At 73.8% G+C, this 14769-nt stretch carries 13 protein-coding genes and 1 pseudogene; 3 read left to right on the top strand and 11 right to left on the bottom strand.

Features of this window, described 5'->3' with window-relative positions:
* Positions 1-89: 89 nt before the first annotated feature.
* From DVA86_RS08475 to bdeA, 3 genes are all read right to left on the bottom strand, one after another.
* Complete coding sequence (locus DVA86_RS08475; protein ID WP_208877054.1) at positions 90-1379, bottom strand: PucR family transcriptional regulator; 1290 nt, start codon at positions 1377-1379, stop codon at positions 90-92.
* Between the two features lie 136 nt (positions 1380-1515).
* Positions 1516-4836, bottom strand: coding sequence for a helix-turn-helix transcriptional regulator (locus DVA86_RS08470; protein WP_245996422.1), 3321 nt, complete (start codon positions 4834-4836; stop codon positions 1516-1518).
* 172 nt (positions 4837-5008) lie between these two features.
* Positions 5009-5914, bottom strand: a complete 906-nt coding sequence (gene bdeA, locus DVA86_RS08465; RefSeq protein ID WP_208884514.1) for a bis(hydroxyethyl) terephthalate hydrolase — start codon at positions 5912-5914, stop codon at positions 5009-5011.
* Between the two features lie 657 nt (positions 5915-6571).
* Here bdeA and DVA86_RS08460 point away from each other — a divergent pair.
* The 3 genes from DVA86_RS08460 (at position 6572) to DVA86_RS08450 (ending at position 8336) form a co-directional block, all read left to right on the top strand.
* Entirely contained in the window at positions 6572-6994 is a 423-nt protein-coding gene (locus DVA86_RS08460) for a hypothetical protein (protein WP_208877053.1), read from the top strand.
* Positions 6995-7060: 66 nt separating this feature from the next.
* Positions 7061-7219: a hypothetical protein gene (locus tag DVA86_RS08455; protein ID WP_245996420.1), complete on the top strand. Its 159-nt coding sequence runs from the start codon at positions 7061-7063 to the stop codon at positions 7217-7219.
* A 184-nt stretch (positions 7220-7403) separates the two neighbouring features.
* Entirely contained in the window at positions 7404-8336 is a 933-nt protein-coding gene (locus tag DVA86_RS08450; RefSeq protein ID WP_208877051.1) for a phosphatidylinositol-specific phospholipase C, read from the top strand.
* Positions 8337-8421: 85 nt separating this feature from the next.
* Here the strand turns inward: DVA86_RS08450 and hisF are convergent, their stop codons facing one another.
* From hisF to hisD, 8 genes and pseudogenes are all read right to left on the bottom strand, one after another.
* Positions 8422-9204 carry an imidazole glycerol phosphate synthase subunit HisF gene (gene hisF / locus DVA86_RS08445; RefSeq protein ID WP_208877050.1) on the bottom strand — a complete coding sequence of 261 codons (783 nt, stop codon included), beginning with the start codon at positions 9202-9204 and terminating at the stop codon, positions 8422-8424.
* Positions 9205-9317: 113 nt separating this feature from the next.
* Positions 9318-9710, bottom strand: a pseudogene (locus tag DVA86_RS08440) (RidA family protein); the annotation flags it as partial.
* Positions 9707-10462, bottom strand: a complete 756-nt coding sequence (gene priA, locus DVA86_RS08435; RefSeq protein ID WP_208877047.1) for a bifunctional 1-(5-phosphoribosyl)-5-((5-phosphoribosylamino)methylideneamino)imidazole-4-carboxamide isomerase/phosphoribosylanthranilate isomerase PriA — start codon at positions 10460-10462, stop codon at positions 9707-9709. The pseudogene DVA86_RS08440 and the gene priA, both read right to left, overlap by 4 nt.
* Complete coding sequence (gene hisH, locus DVA86_RS08430; protein ID WP_208877046.1) at positions 10462-11112, bottom strand: imidazole glycerol phosphate synthase subunit HisH; 651 nt, start codon at positions 11110-11112, stop codon at positions 10462-10464. Before hisH ends, priA begins: the two co-directional genes overlap by 1 nt.
* Complete coding sequence (locus DVA86_RS08425; protein ID WP_208877045.1) at positions 11109-11273, bottom strand: hypothetical protein; 165 nt, start codon at positions 11271-11273, stop codon at positions 11109-11111. Before DVA86_RS08425 ends, hisH begins: the two co-directional genes overlap by 4 nt.
* A 388-nt stretch (positions 11274-11661) precedes the next feature.
* Positions 11662-12255: an imidazoleglycerol-phosphate dehydratase HisB gene (hisB, locus tag DVA86_RS08420; RefSeq protein ID WP_208877044.1), complete on the bottom strand. Its 594-nt coding sequence runs from the start codon at positions 12253-12255 to the stop codon at positions 11662-11664.
* Positions 12252-13355, bottom strand: coding sequence for a histidinol-phosphate transaminase (locus tag DVA86_RS08415; RefSeq protein ID WP_208884511.1), 1104 nt, complete (start codon positions 13353-13355; stop codon positions 12252-12254). Before DVA86_RS08415 ends, hisB begins: the two co-directional genes overlap by 4 nt.
* A gap of 60 nt (positions 13356-13415) precedes the next feature.
* Positions 13416-14762, bottom strand: coding sequence for a histidinol dehydrogenase (gene hisD, locus DVA86_RS08410; RefSeq protein ID WP_208877041.1), 1347 nt, complete (start codon positions 14760-14762; stop codon positions 13416-13418).
* Positions 14763-14769 lie beyond the last annotated feature (7 nt).

Below are 14769 nucleotides of genomic sequence, written 5' to 3'. Positions count from 1 at the left end.
GCGGGCCGTCCTCAAGCGCCGGACGGGCTGGAAGTGGCCGGTTGCGCCCCGTCGTTCGGCGGTCAGCCGGGGCGGTCAGCCGGGGGCGGTCAGGCGCGCAGGAGGCGCCGGGCCGAGAGCGCCAGGGACAGCTCCACCAGGTCGGCGGGGCGGGCCAGGGAGCGGTCGGTGAGCTGTTCGCAGCGGCGCAGCCGGTTGAGCACCGTGTTGCGGTGGCAGTACAGCCGGGACGCGGCACGCGGCGCCGAACCGTCGCACTCCAGCCACACCGTCAGCGTCTCCAGCAGCACGTCGCGGTCCGGCGGTTCGAGCTGGAGCAGCGGCCCGAGCACGCGTTCCGCGAGGGCGGCGCCCAGGCCCGGCGCGGACACGACCAGGGCGGCGGGCAGGTGGTCGTCGAGCAGCACGCTGCCGCCCTCCTCGGGGCAGACCTTCAGCGCGGTCTCCGCGAGACGGCGGGCGTCGCCGACCGCGCTCAGCCCGGCCACCTCGGAGCTGATGCCGATACGGACGCCGGGCGGCGCCGTCAGCGCCCGCGCCGCCTCCGGCAGGCCGCCGTCGCCCGTCCGCTCCCCGTCGCCCAGCAGCGCGATGCCGTGCTCGCCGCCGTCGGCGCCGGTGTGCCAGAGCACCCGTATCCCCGGCAGTTCGGGCCGCGGCAGCGCGCCGCCCGCGCTGACCGGCGGCCGGAGGCTGCGGGCGACGCGCAGCACGGCGTACCTGCCGTGTTCGGGCAGCGAGAGCGCCGCCGCGACCTCGGGCAGGTCCGCGATCCGCGTCGTGCCGTCGAGCAGCGCCTCCGCCATCAGCCGCAGCCGGTTCTCGCGGCGCCAGTCCAGGTGCCGCTTCGCGCGGTGGTACGCGTCGGCCACGAGCGTGCAGTGCTCGTCCACGAAGTTCCACACGTCGGCGGCCACATGCACCAGCAGCCGTACGTCCTCCGGCCGACGCCGTACGGTCTCCTCCACCAGCCCCTGCCACACCATCGCGCCGCCCAGCCGGAACGCGTGCAGCAGCGCGTCCAGCGGCTGGCCGCGTTCGGCCCACAGTTCACCAATCCGCCAGGAGCAGCGGCGTGCCGACTCGCGGTTCTCGCGGGGGCGGATCAGCGAGCCGACGTTGTGCCGCAGCGAGCGGTGCACCTCCTGCCACACCTCGGTGGGCTCGGCCTCGATCGCGACGCGGTACGCGGCCTCCTGTTCCCGCAGGGAGGCCACCAGCCGGTCGGTCAGCTCCGGCAGATGGTCCAGCAGCACCTGCGCGGAACGGTGCAGGACGGCGACGGCCTCCGCGTTGGCGCGCGACCGGCTGGGCGGAGCGGTGTCCGGCAGGCCGGGCACCGCACGGACACGGGACCGGGATCGTACGTCTGGCTGCATCACAGACCTCCACGTGGGTCGTATCCCTGCGGAGCGGCGAGCGAGGCGCCGTACCAGCGTGAGGCTGGCAGGATGACATACCATCCGGTCGGTACCTAGGGGTCGCGTGCGACATCGGCTGGGCGGGAAGCCGTTTTCAGGACTCCTGCCGCCGCGCCGCGCGGTCGACGAGGCGGGCCAGTTCGACGCGGGACCGCACACCCAGCGTGGCGAAGATGTTGCGCAGGTGATGGTCGACGGTGCGGGGGCTGACCGAAAGCCGTACGGCCACCTCGCGGTTGGTGGCGCCGTCCGCGACGCAGCGGGCGATACGGAGCTGCTGCGGCGTGAGCGCCCGCAGCGGCTGCGCGTTCTCCGCCGCGCCGCCGGGCGGCGCGGCCTCCCCGCTGGTGTCCTCGGCAGTCTCCCCCGCCCCCGTCGTCTCGCCGGTCGCGCGCAGTTCCGCGCGCGCCTGGGCCGCCCAGCTGCGGGCGCCGCAGCGCTCGAACCCGATCAGCGCGTCCCGCAGCTGCTCCCGCGCCGCCAGCAGCCGCCTCCGGCGGCGCAACTCCTTGCCGTGCAGCAGCTGCGTACGCGCCCGCTCGAACTCGCCGCTCGCGCGCTCGTGCCGCGCCACCGCGCGCGCGTAGAGCGCCCCCGCCGCCTGCGGGCCCGCCAGCAGCGCGCGGCAACGCTCCAGCTGGCCGGGTGCGTTGGGGTCGGCCGTCCAGCCCGCCCAGTCGGTGAACTCGACCAGCGCCGTACGGACGTCCGCGTCCGTGTCCTCCGCCCCATTGCGGGTGGCCGCCCCGCCGCGGGTGGCCGCCTCGATGAAGCACGGCACGGCGAGCATCCGTACGGCGTGGTGCCCGCGCCGCGGTCCGGGCCGTACGAGCGGGCCGAGCCGCGCCGCCGCCTCCTGCGGGCGCCCCTCGGCGAGCGCCGCCCGCGCCAACGCCCATACGGTGAGCGCCTCCACCATCACCAGGCCGTGCTGCGCGGCCGTACGGGCGGCGGCGGACGCGTGTGCCGCGCAGTCCCGCGCCGTGCCCTCAACGGACGCCGCCATGGCGAGGATCGCGTGGTGGTGCGCGGCGGAGTTCCGCTGCCCCGTACGCTGCGCGGCGCGCAAGCCCGCACGGGCGTGCTCGCGTGCGCGGGCGTGCAGGCCGGAGCGCAGCTCGCTGTACGCCAGGTACTCCAACGCCTGCGGCACGAGCGTGACATGGCCGTGCGCACGGGCCGACGCGAGGGCGCGGGCGGCGGCCTCCCGCGCCGCGGCGACCTCGCCGAGGACGAGCGCGGCCGCAGAGGCACGTATCAGGTCAGCGGGCTCGGACCTGCCTGCCGCCAGCTCCAGCACCCGGTGGAGCGGCGGGCGCGCGGCGGTGAAACGTCCGCGCATGACGGCGGCCATTCCGGCGCAGTAGTGGACGAGGGGGGCGGGGGTGCCCGCCGTGCGCGCGACGGCGGTACGGGTGGTGGCGGTACGGGAGGTGGTGGTACGGGCAGTGGCCGTACGGGTGGTGGCGGTGCCGGTGGCGGTGCGTACGGCGGGCCGCCGCGGGTCCAGCGCGGCGGGCCGGTCCACGGTCCGGTCCGGCCCGCCCGTCGGGTCCAGGCCACCCCTCGCGTCCAGCCCGCCCGTCCGGTCCAGTGCCGCGAGATACGCCGGTACGTCGCCCGCCGCCCATGCCGCGTCCGCCGCCCCCAGCACCGCGTCCAGGGCGAAGCCCGGCTCCTGCGGCGCGAGCAGCCCGGCCGCCAGCAGCAGCGCCTCGCGGGCGTCGGCGACCGGCCCGTCCCGCAACTCGAGGACGCCACGGACGAGTTCGGCACGCCCGCGTACGGCCCGGCGTGCGGGCAGTCCGCGCGCCCTGCCGAGCAGCCCGCGCGCCGTACGGGACGCGCCCGCCAGCCGGGCGTGATCCGCGGCAGCGGTGAAACGGGCGACGCGCGTGTCGTCGTCCTCGCTGAGTTCGGCGGCGCGGGCGAGCGCGCCGGCGACGGCGCGGTGGCCGTACGGCGCCCGCGGTGCCGTACCGCCGGCGGCCGTGTTTCCCGCGACTGCCGCTTCGACCGCTTCCGCGAGGGCGTCGGCGAGCGCGGGCGCGGGGCCGGTGACGGCGGCGGCCTCGTGGCGGAGGCGGGACAGCCGGTTCCGTTCGCCGTGCAGGGCGGAGGCGAGCAGCGCGTGCGCGGCCTGCCGACGGGCCAGCGGCTCCCCCGCGTACACGGCGCGGGCGAGCAGCGGCGGGTCGAAGCGGATACGGCCCTCGGCGGTACGGATGAGCCCCGCCATCTCCGCCGGGCCGAGCGCGGCCGGTCCGAGTCCGGCGGAACGGGCGGCGCGCAGTACGAGGTCGGCGTCGGCTCCGGCACCGCCCTCGCCGGGGCCGTCGGGTGCGTCCGGCCCGCCCGAGTCGCGAGGGTCGCCCGACTCGCCCGGCCCGCGCCGCAGTTCGGCCCCCGGGCCGCGCTCCGTGCCGCGCTCCGGACCGCATTCCGGTTCCGGCTCCGGTCCGGCCTCCGGATCCGCCGCCAGTTCGGCCGCCGCCGCGGCCAGCCCGAGCACCAGCCCGGTCCCGTACGGCAGCGCGCGCAGCCGGGCCGCGTAGCCGCGCAGCAGCGCCCGTTCGACCGGCAGCGGATACGGCAGCGGGTCCGCCCCGGTCAGCTGCCGCCCGGTGAGCAGCGCCACCAGGTCCGCGAGCAGCCGCGGGTTCCCGCCCGCCGCGCGCAGCAGCCGCTCGCGTACGTCCGCGACGGCGCCCACCGGAACGAGCTCGTCCAGGAGCGCCCCGGCGGCCTCCGCTGCCAGCGGCGGTATCCGCAGGCCGGGCACCGCGGCGAAGTCGGGCTCCCCCGCGTACACCTGCTCCGTCGTGACGAGCACCCCGACCGGATACGCGGGCCCGGCCCGCCGCGCGGCGAACCCCAGCGCCGTACGGGACTCCCGGTCCCAGAGGTGTACGTCGTCCACGCACACCAGCAGCGGCGCACCCGCGGCCATCGCCCGCAGCTCCTCCAGAAACGCCGCCTCCTCCACGAAGGCCGCCGCGCCGACACCCGCGCGCAGCACGTCCGTTGGCGGGGTGGCGCGCGCCTGCGGAGGCGCGCCGCACAGCAGCGCATGGAGCCCGGCGTACGGGAGCGCGCTCTCGGCGGGCGTGGCACGCGTGTGCAGGACGAGGCCCGCGCCGCGGGACGCGAAGCGGGCGGCGGCGTGGGCGAGGAGCGTACTGCGGCCGAGTCCCGGCCGCGCTGACAGCACCAGCGCGCCACCGACGCCGTCGGCGAGCCGCGCGGTCAGCGCCTCGACGGCGCCGGCTTCCGCGCCGCGGCCGTACACGCGGAGCGGGCTGCGCGGGGCGCTCGTTCCATTTGTGGTTCCGGCTGTCATTCCGGCGCGGGTTCCGGTCGTCGTTCCGGTGGGGGCTCCGGCGGTCGTTCCGGTGGTCGTTCCGATTCCGGTCACGCGCTGAGGTTACTTCCGCGTTAAGAAGTTCACCCGGGATCTGGGCAGACCCCCAGCGCCCGCCCGGCATCGCTGTACGGCGGCACAGCAGCGGGGACGGCGACCGTGACTGCACGGCCGCCGTCCCCGGCATCACGCGTACGGGTACGGGTACGGGTGGTGCCCAACGTCCCTAGCTGTGCGGGCAGTTGCCCCGGTACTCCTCGATGTCCCTGTCGGGCCGGGGAATCGGGCAGAGGAACTGCTCGTAGCGGGTGTCATTGTCGATGAAGCGCTTGAGCCACGAGATGCTGTACTTCGCGATGGTCGTGTTGGACGTGTTCGGGGTGAAGTGGCTCGCGCCGTTCAGCTCGAGGTACGCCCGGTCCAGCGAGCTCGGCAGGCTCTCGTAGAACGGCTCGGAGTGCGAGCGCACCGGCGCGATCGTGTCGCCGTCGGCCCCCACGACCAACGTCGGCACCTGCACCTCGGGCCACGACTTGTCCGTGTTCCAGCCGGTGAGCGGGATCGCCGCCTGCAGCGACGGACGGCTCTTGGCCGCCTCCAGAGAGCCGCCACCGCCCATCGAGTGGCCCATCACGCCGAGCCGCGTCGCGTCGATGCGGTCCGCGACGTCGCTCCGCTGGGTCAGGTAGTCGAGCGCGGCGAGGAGTTGGCGGCCCCGGCTCGCGGGCTGGTCCGCGGTGGTCAGGGTGTCGATGGTGAACACGACGAAGCCCTGCGAGGCGAGCCGTTCCCCGTACCACGCCATGCTGGACTGCGTGGCCGTGAACCCGGGCGCGACGGCGACCGCGCCGAAGGTGCCGTCACCGGTCTCCGTCGGGTAGTAGATGGTGCCGCCGCCGAAGCCGCTGACGCTCAGCGACGAGACCCGGTCCTCGTCGACGTCGTAGTGGCCGCGCGGCGCCTCGACGCTGGACTCCGTGGGGTCGGGCCCGCGTTCGTACGGGTTCTCCGCCGCCGCGGGCTGCGCGGGGGCCGCGGCCGTCTCCGGCGCGGCCTGCGCGCCCGGCACGAGGACATAACCGGAACCGGCCACGGCGAGCAGACCGGCGAACCCCGCCAGCCCCGCCCGCAGCCGCCTCCTGCCCGCCCGGCGGTGGCCCGGCGCGGACCTTCTCGTATCGCGCTCGCTTGTGTTGCTCTCGCTTCTGTGCTGAGGCACTCGGAGCGTCCTTCCGTCGTGGCGGCGCCACACCCGGGGGAGCCGGGCGGTGGGGGATCCGCCGGTGTCACTGACAGCAGCCACGGTCGGTGCGGACCCGGCCCGCACACATCGGCGTAATCACCGGCCTTGGCCCCGACTGCCCCCTGTGAGCCGCTGTTCCACCGAACGGCCCGTGGCGTACGGGCCCGAGCCGTACAGGCCGCTCCGGCCAATTTCCCCGTACACCGGCCCAGTTCACGTACCGGAGGCCCCCGGTACGTTTCGCCCCCGCGATCCGCCCGGCCCTCGAGCAGCACGCGGCGGCCAGCGGCGTACGGATCACACCCCGCCCGGACGCTCGCACGAGCACACACCTACCCGGCGGTTCGCGGCTCTGGCCTGAACCGGGCAATTACCGCCAGGTCACGTTGCTCCTTTGACCGTTCGTGGATGAAGTGTGTGCGACCGGAGCGCGAGGTGTCTTCCTTTGGCGAGCGGCGGCAAGTGGTACTACTACAGCGACGAGTTGGCGAAGTGGAGTGGGGACGCGTACCCCTCGGCCTGTGGCTCATCGGGTGCGGCGTCGCCATGAGCAGTGGTCAGTCCTGGAAGGACGGGAAACGGGTGCGGGCACTCCTCCGGGAGGGCGAGCAGGCGAACGTGGTGCTCCCGGTCCGCTACCCCGGTCTCGGCCTCCCGTGGCGTGCGGTCCGTGGCTGCTTCCTCGTCCTCACCGGACAACGGCTGCTGGTGTTCGGATACAACAGGCTCCTCGACATCCCGACCCGCCTCCTGTGGGCGGCCGACCGGAACGAGCACTCCGTCGGGCTGCGCAGTGGCCGGTTTCTGACCGTCACGGGCCGTGGTTCGTCCCTCCAACTGGTCGCGCCGCCCGGACGCGGCGCGACTCGTGTCCGCGTCCCGCAAGCCGCCGTAACCGCTGCGCTCCCCGAACTGAACGGCGCGCCCGTCCCGACGGCGGCAAGAGCGACCAGCGCACGTAGAGACTGAGCTGGGAGGCGGATTGTGAACCGACTCGGGTGGACGGTCGAGCAGCGGGCGGCCTTGCGTTGGTATATGGCCTTCATCACCGTAGTGACCGTCCTGGGCATTGTGCTTTCCATCGGGCTCATCGTCGCGGGCAACGCCCGTGGATGGGGGCTCCTGGCGTTCGTCGTGCTGTTCAGCGGCGGTGTGCAGATCTGGTACAGGTCCATGCGGAGTCAGCAGCCGTAGCAGGCGTCAGGCGCGCATTGGCCTCTACCAATGTGCGCGCCGTTGCAGTAACTTCGGCGCGCGGCGCGCCCCGCGGCACTCCCCCGCGCCGCACGAGTCCGCCCCCCACCCCACAACGGAGACTCCCGTGCGCGATGCCCTCGCAAGGACCGGTACCAGTAGCCAACGGATCGGCAGACGCGGCGTGCTGCGAGGTGCGGCCGGTGCCGCGCTCGGGGTCGCCGTCGGCAGTACGGCCGTCGCCGCCGGTACGGGCGCGGCCTCGGCCACGCCCGCCGCCGCCACCATCACGGCCGCCGAGCCGCACAGTTGGATGTCCGGGCTGCCCGACGACCGTACGGTCGACGACCTGTCCATACCCGGCACGCACAACAGCTGCGCGACGGTCGGCGGCCCTTTCGACACCGCCAAGTGCCAGGACCTGTCGCTGCCGGATCTGCTCGGCGCGGGCGTACGGTATCTCGACATCCGGTGCCGGCCGATCGACGGGGCGTTCGCCATCCACCACGGCGCGGTGTACCAGGAGAAGAACTTCAACAACGTACTCACCGAGTGCCGTGACTTCCTCACCGCCAACCCGGGCGAGACCGTGCTGATGTCGGTGCAGAAGGAGCACTCGGACGCGTCCGCCGAGGAGTTCGCCGCCATCTTCAACGACCTGTACATGAAGGAGCAGGGCTTCGAGTCGCTGCTGCACCGCGAGTCGGACCGGCTGCCCGCGCTCGGGGACGTACGGGGCAGGGTCGTGCTCATCGCACGGGAGCCCGGGATCGGCGGCATCGACCGGGGGAACACCGGGCTGCTCGCCGTGCAGGACGAGTACGAGCTGCCCGTCGCGGAGAAGTGGGCCCGCGTACAGGAGCACATGGACGCCGCCGCGTCCGAGGCCGGCAGCACCACCCGGCTGTCGGTCAACTACGTGAGCACGACCACGGGCGAGACGATCCCGGCGCCCCGCAACTACGCCGAGGAGCTGAACCCCCTGGTCGAGACGCGCCTCAACGAGGAGTACGACCGCGGCGACCGCCCCGTGCACGGCGCGGTCCTCGTCGACTTCGCCGGCACCGTCGCACCCGGACTGCCCGCGGCGCTCTACCGGATGAACGAGCCCGGATGAACAGAGAGCGGATGAACGAGCAGGCCTGAGCCCGGTCTTCGGCCTCAGGCCCAAGCCGCGGCGCAGGGCCGACGGGGCCGCGCGGTCAGCGGACCGGGCGGCCCGCGTCCCGTAGTGTGTCCTTGACCTGGCCGATGCGCAGGTCGCCGAAGTGGAAGACCGAGGCGGCCAGTACGGCGTCGGCGCCCGCCGTGATCGCGGGCGGGAAGTCCGCGAGGCGGCCCGCGCCGCCGCTCGCGATCACCGGGATGGTGACGTGGCGGCGCACGGCGGCGATCATCTCCGTGTCGTAGCCGTCCTTCGTGCCGTCCGCGTCCATGGAGTTGAGCAGGATCTCGCCCGCGCCCAACTCGGCGGCCCGGTGCGCCCATTCGACCGCGTCGATGCCCGTGCCGCGGCGGCCGCCGTACGTGGTGACCTCGTAGCCGGACGGCGTACCGGAGGTGCCCTCAGCCGTGTCCGGAACCCGCCGCGCGTCCACCGACAGCACCAGCACCTGCCTGCCGAAACGCTCCGCGATCTCCCGGATCAGCTCCGGCCGCGCGATGGCCGCCGTGTTGACGCCGACCTTGTCCGCGCCCGCCCGCAGCAGCTTGTCGACATCGTCCGTGCTGCGGACGCCGCCGCCCACCGTGAGGGGGATGAACACCTGCTCGGCGGTGCGGCGTACGACGTCGTACGTGGTGGCGCGGTCCCCGGAGGACGCGGTGATGTCGAGGAACGTCAACTCGTCGGCGCCCTCCGCGTCGTAGACCTTCGCCATCTCGACGGGGTCGCCCGCGTCGCGCAGGTTCTGGAAGTTGACGCCCTTGACGACCCGGCCGGCGTCCACGTCCAGGCAGGGGATGACTCGTACGGCCAGGGTCATGCGCGCTCTTGCTCCTCGGTTCCCATACCCGTCCCGGTTCCGGCTCCGGATCCGCTTCCGGTCCCGGTTCCAGATCCGCTTCCGGTTCCGGATCCGCGTTCCGCGGCCCCGTCGCCCCGGTACGCCTCCAGCTCCACTTCCACCAGGATCCGCGAGTCCACGAACCCCGAGACCACGACCAGCGTCGCCGCCGGGCGCGCCGCGTCGAACAGCTCCTTGTGCGCACGTACGACCTCGTCCACGTCCCGCGCGTGCGTCAGATACATCCGGGTCCGGATCACCGCGTCGGCGCCCAGCCCGAACTCCTTCAGCGCCGCGAGCCCGTTCCCGAAGGCCGCCCGCGCCTGCTCGTACGGGGAGCCCTCGCCGTGGACGACGCCCTCCGTCAGCGGCGTCGTGCCCGCCACCAGCACCCGGTCGCCTGCCGCGACCGCGCGTGCGAAGCCGATGGTCTCTTCCCAGGGACTGTCCGACTGCACACGCTCGATGCGGTGGCGGTTGGTCATGGCGACACGGCCTCCAAAGCCTCTTCCAGGGTGAACGCCCGGGCGTAGAGGGCCTTGCCGACGATCGCGCCCTCGACACCCTCCGGTACCAGGGTGGCGATCGCCCGCAGATCGTCAAGCGACGAGACGCCGCCCGAGGCGACGACGGGCCGGTCCGTCGCGGCGCAGACGCCGCGCAGCAGCTCCAGATTGGGGCCCTGAAGGGTGCCGTCCTTGTTGATGTCGGTGACGACGTAGCGGGCGCAGCCCTCGGAGTCGAGCCGGGCCAGCGTCTCGTACAGGTCGCCGCCGTCCCGCGTCCAGCCGCGCCCGCGCAGCGTACGCCCGCGTACGTCGAGGCCGACCGCGATCCGGTCGCCGTGCTCAGCGATGATCTTCGCGACCCACTCGGGGGTCTCCAGCGCGGCCGTGCCGAGGTTCACGCGGGTGCACCCGGTGGCGAGGGCGGCGGCGAGGGACGCGTCGTCGCGGATGCCGCCGGACAGCTCGACCTTGATGTCCATCGCGCCGGTCACCTCGGCGATACGGTCCCGGTTGTCGCCGGTGCCGAACGCGGCGTCCAGGTCCACCAGATGGAGCCACTCGGCGCCCGACCGCTGCCAGCTGAGCGCCGCCTGCAGCGGGTCGCCGTACGAGGTCTCGGAGCCGGACTCGCCGTGCACAAGGCGTACGGCCTGGCCGTCGCGTACGTCGACGGCGGGGAGGAGTTCGAGCGTGGGCGTGCCGGACGGCGCGCCGGAGGAGTGGGGCATCAGAGGGTACCGATCCAGTTGGACAGCAGCTGCGCTCCGGCGTCGCCGGACTTCTCGGGGTGGAACTGGGTGGCCCACAGCGGGCCGTTCTCCACGGCGGCCACGAACGGGCTGCCGTGCGTGGTCCAGCCGACCAGGGGCGCGGTCATCGCGGCGTGCGTGGCCTCGAACTCCCAGTCGTGGACGGCGTAGGAGTGCACGAAGTAGAACCGCTCGCCGGACGGGACGCCCGCGAACAGCCGGGAGCCGGCGGGGGCGTCCACCGTGTTCCAGCCCATGTGCGGCACGACGTCCGCCTTCAGCGGGCCGACGGTGCCGGGCCACTCGGCCAGGCCCTCGGTCTCGACGCCGTGCTCGACGCCGCGCGCGAAGAGGATCTGCATGCCCACGCAGACGCCCAGCACGGGGCGGCCGCCGGCCAGCCGCCGTTCGACGATCCACTCGCCGCGGGCCTCCCGCAGGCCCGCCATGCAGGAGGCGAACGCGCCGACGCCGGGGACGAGCAGGCCGTCCGCGTTCATCGCGCGGTCGTAGTCGCGGGTGATCTCGACCTCGGCGCCGGCCCGCGCGACGGCGCGCTCGGCGGAACGGACGTTCCCGAAGCCGTAGTCGAGGACGACGACGCGCTTGGCGGGCGTGGCGGCGCTCATGCCCACACCGCCAGCCGCATGACCCCGCCGACCAGCGACATGGCTGCGGCGAACCCGAGCAGCACCACCAGGCCGCGCGGCATCTCCTGCTTCCAGAACGAGATGGCGCCACCGAGGAAGAACAGCCCGATGAAGATGAGCAGCGCCGAAAGCCCGGTCACAGCATTTGTCCGTTCGCCCCGCCGCGGCAGCGGCTCGTGTCACGGCCGCCCGCACAGCGCAGAGGTGCGGCCATCGCCGTCGTCTGCGGCCGAGCGGCCGCGCGTGCGTCGCTCACAGCATTTGTCCGTTCGCTTCTCCGCCCGCACAGCGCAGAGGTGCGGCCATCGCCGTCGTCTGCGGCCGAGCGGCCGCGCGTGCGTCGCTCACAGCATTTGTCCGTTCGCTTCTCCGCCCGCACAGCGCAGAGGTGCGGCCATCGCCGTCGTCTGCGGCCGAGCGGCCGCGCGTGCGTCGCTCACAGCATTTGTCCGTTCGCTTCTCCGCCCGCACAGCGCAGAGGTGCGGCCATCGCCGTCGTCTGCGGCCGAGCGGCCGCGCGTGCGTCGCTCACAGCGCCCCCTTCGTCGAGGGGATCCCCGTCTGCCGCGGATCGATCTCCGAGGCGTAACGGAGCGCCCGCGCCAGCGCCTTGAACTGGCACTCGACGATGTGGTGCGCGTTGCGCCCGTACGGCACGTGGACGTGCAGCGCGATCTGCGCCTGCGCCACGAACGACTCCAGGATGTGCCGCGTCATCGTCGTGTCGTAGTCCGCGCCGATCATCGGCGCCATGCCCTCCGGCTCGCTGTGCACCAGATACGGCCGCCCCGACAGGTCGACCGTCACCTGCGCGAGGGACTCGTCCAGCGGCACCGACGCGTTGGCGAACCGTACGATCCCCCGCTTGTCGCCGAGTGCCTGCCGGAAGGCGGCGCCCAGCGCGAGCGAGGTGTCCTCGATCGTGTGGTGGCTGTCGATGTGCAGGTCGCCGTCGGTCTTGACGGTGAGGTCGAACAGGCCGTGCCGGCCGAGCTGGTCGAGCATGTGGTCGTAGAAGCCGACGCCTGTCGACACATCGACGGTTCCGGTGCCGTCGAGGCCGATCTCGACGGCGACCGACGTCTCCTTGGTGGTGCGCTCGGCGCGGCCGGTGCGGGTCATGCTGCGGTCTCCTTCTTGAGCTTGCGTACCGCGTCCAGGAACGCGTCGTTCTCGGCCGGCGTGCCCGTGCTGACCCGCAGCCAGCCCGGCACTCCGTTGTCGCGGACGAGCACGCCCTCGTCCAGCAGCCGCTGCCAGAATTCGTGGGCGTCGGTGAAGCGGCCGAACTGGACGAAGTTGGCGTCCGAAGCGGTCACTTCGCAGCCCGCCGCGCGCAACTCCGCAACCAGCCGGTCCCGTTCGGACTTCAGCTGCTCGACGTACCCGAGCAGCGTATCCGTGAACTCCAGCGCGGCCAGCGCCGTGGCCTGGGTGACGGCGGACAGGTGGTACGGCAGCCGCACCAGCTGGACGGCGTCCACCACGGCGGGCGCGGCGGCAAGGTAGCCGAGCCGGAGCCCGGCCGCGCCGAACGCCTTGGACATGGTGCGGGACACCACCAGCCGCGGCCGGCCCTCGATCAGCGGCAGCAGCGACGGGCCGTGGCTGAACTCGCCGTACGCCTCGTCCACCACGACCATCGCCCCGCCGGGCTTCGCGGCCTGCGCCGCGTCGTACAGCGCGAGGACGGTGTCCGCGTCGACGGCGGTGCCGGTGGGGTTGTTGGGCGAGCAGACGAAGACCACGTCGGGCCGCTGCTCACCGATGGCCCGTACGGCCGCCTCGGTGTCGATGGTGAAGTCCGCGCGGCGCGGCCCCGAGATCCAGCCGGTGCCGGTGCCGCGGGCGATGAGCGCGTGCATGGAGTACGACGGCTCGAAGCCGATCGCCGTACGCCCCGGCCCGCCGAAGGCCTGGAGCAGCTGCTGCAGCACCTCGTTCGAGCCGTTGGCCGCCCACACCTGGGCGCGGTCCACGGGGTGGCCGGTCGTACGGGTGAGGTAGTGCGCCAGCCCGGCGCGCAGCTCGAGGGCGTCCCGGTCGGGGTACCGGTTGAGCGCGCGGGCCGCGTCGGCGACCTTCTCGGCGATCCGGGCGACCAGGGGCTCGGGCAGCGGGTACGGGTTCTCGTTGGTGTTCAGCCGCACTGGCACGTCCAGCTGGGGCGCGCCGTACGGCGACTTGCCGCGCAGCTCGTCCCGCAGCGGCAGCTCGTCCATGCCGTCGGAGGCGGCCCCGGACCCGGACCCGGGGCTGGTGGTGTCGGGGTTGCCGGTCACTTACCGAGGTACCTTCCAGTCGAATCTCGCCTCGAGGGCCGCCCCGTGCGCGGGCAGGTCCTCGGCTTCCGCGAGCGCCACCACGTGGTGGGTGACCTCGGCGAGCGCGTCCCGTGAGTAGTCCACGACGTGGACGCCGCGCAGGAACGACTGCACGGACAGGCCCGAGGAGTGGCAGGCGCAACCGCCCGTCGGCAGCACGTGGTTGGACCCCGCGCAGTAGTCCCCGAGGGAGACGGGGGCGTACGCCCCGACGAAGACGGCGCCCGCGTTCGTCACCCGGGCGGCGACTCCGGCGGCGTCCTCCGTCTGGATCTCCAGGTGCTCGGCGGCGTACGCGTTGACGACGGCGAGGCCGTGCTCCACGTCGTCCACGAGGACGATCCCGGACTGCCGTCCGGCCAGCGCCTCGGTGATGCGCTCCTGGTGCCTGGTCGCTGCCACCTGCGCCTTCAGCTCCTGCTCGACGGCCCCGGCCAGCGCCTCGGACGGCGTGACCAGCACGGCGGCGGCAAGCGTGTCGTGCTCGGCCTGGCTGATCAGGTCGGCGGCGACGTGCGCGGCGTCGGCGGTGTCGTCGGCGAGCACGGCGATCTCGGTGGGCCCGGCCTCGGCGTCGATCCCGATACGGCCCTTGAGTAGCCGCTTCGCCGCCGCCACATAGACGTTCCCGGGCCCGGTGACGAGCTGCGCGGGGCGGCAGTCCTCCGTGCCGTACGCGAACATGGCGATGGCCTGGGCGCCGCCTGCCGCGTACACCTCGTCCACGTCGAGCAGCGCGCACGCCGCGAGGATCGTGGGGTGCGGCAGCCCGTCCCACTCCGTGCCGGGCGCGGACTGCGGCGGCGAGGAGACGGCCAGCGAGCCGACGCCGGCTTCCTGCGCCGGCACCACGTTCATCACCACGGACGACGGATAGACGGCCTGACCGCCGGGCACGTACAGCCCGACGCGCTCCACCGGCAGCCACCGCTCGGTGACGGTGCCGCCGGGCACGACCCGCACCGTCGAGTCGGTGCGCCGCTGGTCGCGGTGGACGATACGGGCGCGGCGCACGGACTCCTCCAGCGCTGCCCGTACGGCCGGGTCCAGCCCGTCGAGGGCGCGGTGCAGCGACTCGGCCGGGACGCGGATGCGGTCGAGGGTGCAGCCGTCGAAGCGGGCGGCGTAGTCGATCAGTGCCCGGGTGCCGCGATGGCGCACGTCGTCGCAGATGGGCCGCACCTTCTCCAGGGCGGCTTCGACGTCGAGCTCGGCGCGCGGCAGCAGGCTGCGGTCGATTCCGTCACCGGGCGCTCCGGCGGCGCCGGAGGGGACAGAACCCCGCAGATCGATTCGGGAGATCACGAAACCC

Origin of the sequence: Streptomyces armeniacus (genome assembly GCF_003355155.1) — a bacterium.
Classification (GTDB): domain Bacteria; phylum Actinomycetota; class Actinomycetes; order Streptomycetales; family Streptomycetaceae; genus Streptomyces; species Streptomyces armeniacus.
This window is presented reverse-complemented; position numbering and strand designations above follow the sequence as displayed.